Origin of the sequence: Pseudomonas sp. TR47, assembly GCF_044143025.1 — a bacterium.
Classification (GTDB): Bacteria; Pseudomonadota; Gammaproteobacteria; order Pseudomonadales; family Pseudomonadaceae; genus Aquipseudomonas; species Aquipseudomonas putida_E.
Genome location: NZ_JBHFCS010000067.1, coordinates 1 through 1,450, shown reverse-complemented (window position 1 = coordinate 1,450; position 1,450 = coordinate 1). Strand labels below are relative to the sequence as shown.

Annotated in this window: 1 protein-coding gene and 1 pseudogene; both read right to left on the bottom strand. The window is 42.2% G+C overall.

Annotated features, from left to right (window positions below):
• Window positions 1-901, bottom strand: a 901-nt coding sequence (locus ACEWE8_RS26030) for a hypothetical protein (RefSeq protein ID WP_395589444.1), incomplete at its 3' end; no start/stop codon positions are given.
• Window positions 898-1,450: pseudogene (locus ACEWE8_RS26025) on the bottom strand (hypothetical protein); the annotation flags it as partial. The gene ACEWE8_RS26030 and the pseudogene ACEWE8_RS26025, both read right to left, overlap by 4 nt.

Below are 1,450 nucleotides of genomic sequence, written 5' to 3'. Positions count from 1 at the left end.
ATAAATGCACCCAGTAGAGCGCAGCGCATTGAATCTCTCCAATGTAACTGCTAAGCGCTTTCCAGTTGCTAATGGATTTGTTTGAGAAAAAAGCATCAAGGTCTAGAGCGCTCGAAGCATCCTGCCAAGAAATGGCTTTATGCTTTCTTGCTCGACGTAGTGGAGATCCATACATTGGATCTTCAATTCGCCTCGCGTACAGTTCAATGATGGCATCAGATTTAGTATTGAAATCTGTTAGTTCAGAGTGTAGTAGAATTAGTAGTGTGGCATAAAGTCGAGAAGGAATTAACTTGGTTTGCTGCGGGGCGTCTCTCTGCGCTTTCGGGTGTTTGTCATACATAGCCTGCATTAGCGATATGGTTTCGAAACTAGCTGGACCTAGGGTGAGCTGAGCATGTTTTGCTCTTATATAGTAAAGTTCTTTTATTAATCCTAAGGTAAGAAACATTTGTTTTGCGCTAAGGTGTGAGTAACTTGGGAGCAAGATCTTGCGCATATTGCGCTCTTCAAATAGTTCGGAGAGTGTAAGTCTATTTTTTAAAGCTAGTTTAGCAAATTTCCTTAGTTCTATCAGAGTGATCGAAATTGGCCTTCGAGGTTTGTGATAGAGGAATAATCGAGAGATCTGAATTTTTTTCATCTCTTCGGTGATTTCTCTAGCGATTGAGGTATCTTCTCCAGAGTGCCAGCTTGAAAAGTTGTAAACGCAACGTCCCTTTGCGTCGTATGTTTTAAGGTTCCATATGTTCTCTCCGTATTTTGATAGAATATTTCCATCTTTAGTTCGGGAAATAACAAAGTTTCGATCTAAATCGAAATAGTCTGAAGGTTCTGCGCGATGGTCTGGTAGTTGATGGGGGTCAATAGATGAAAGTTCTAGATATGCGATGATGCTCATGAAATGGCCCCAAGTACGACAAGAGTGTCAAAATGGATTGCCCAGAATGGATCGAGCTTGCCCGTTGCTATTTCCGAATTTATTTCTGTTATCTTGTCGGCATATGATCGTCCAGTGTCAGCGATCTCTGATAATATTTCATCGATTCTATGTTTTGTGGGGGCGCTTGAAGATAGTACTGGGTCGGGAGAGTCGTTGTCATTTGTGATTTCAATGATGTAGCGAAGGGAAAGTAAACGTCGTATATCTTGGTCGTCGGCATGGACTCCATAGTGGGTGCAGAAGATACAGGTTTCTGGAGACTGACAATTGGGGGTAGGAGCATGATGAGTAAAACCATTTGCATGCTCGGGTTCAGTCAGCGCTTTTTTCGTACAAGCGCCGATGTTAGTTTTGCTGTCATGTGTTGATTCGTCTAAAATAATTACTGGAATTTTTGAGGCAGAACGCGTTCTGTCGATTGCTGATTGGTGCATTGCCTCAAAAAAACTCGTCATTTCCTTTACGTAATCTTCCAAGGCGGGACGACTATAGCTTTGGCGTATAGTC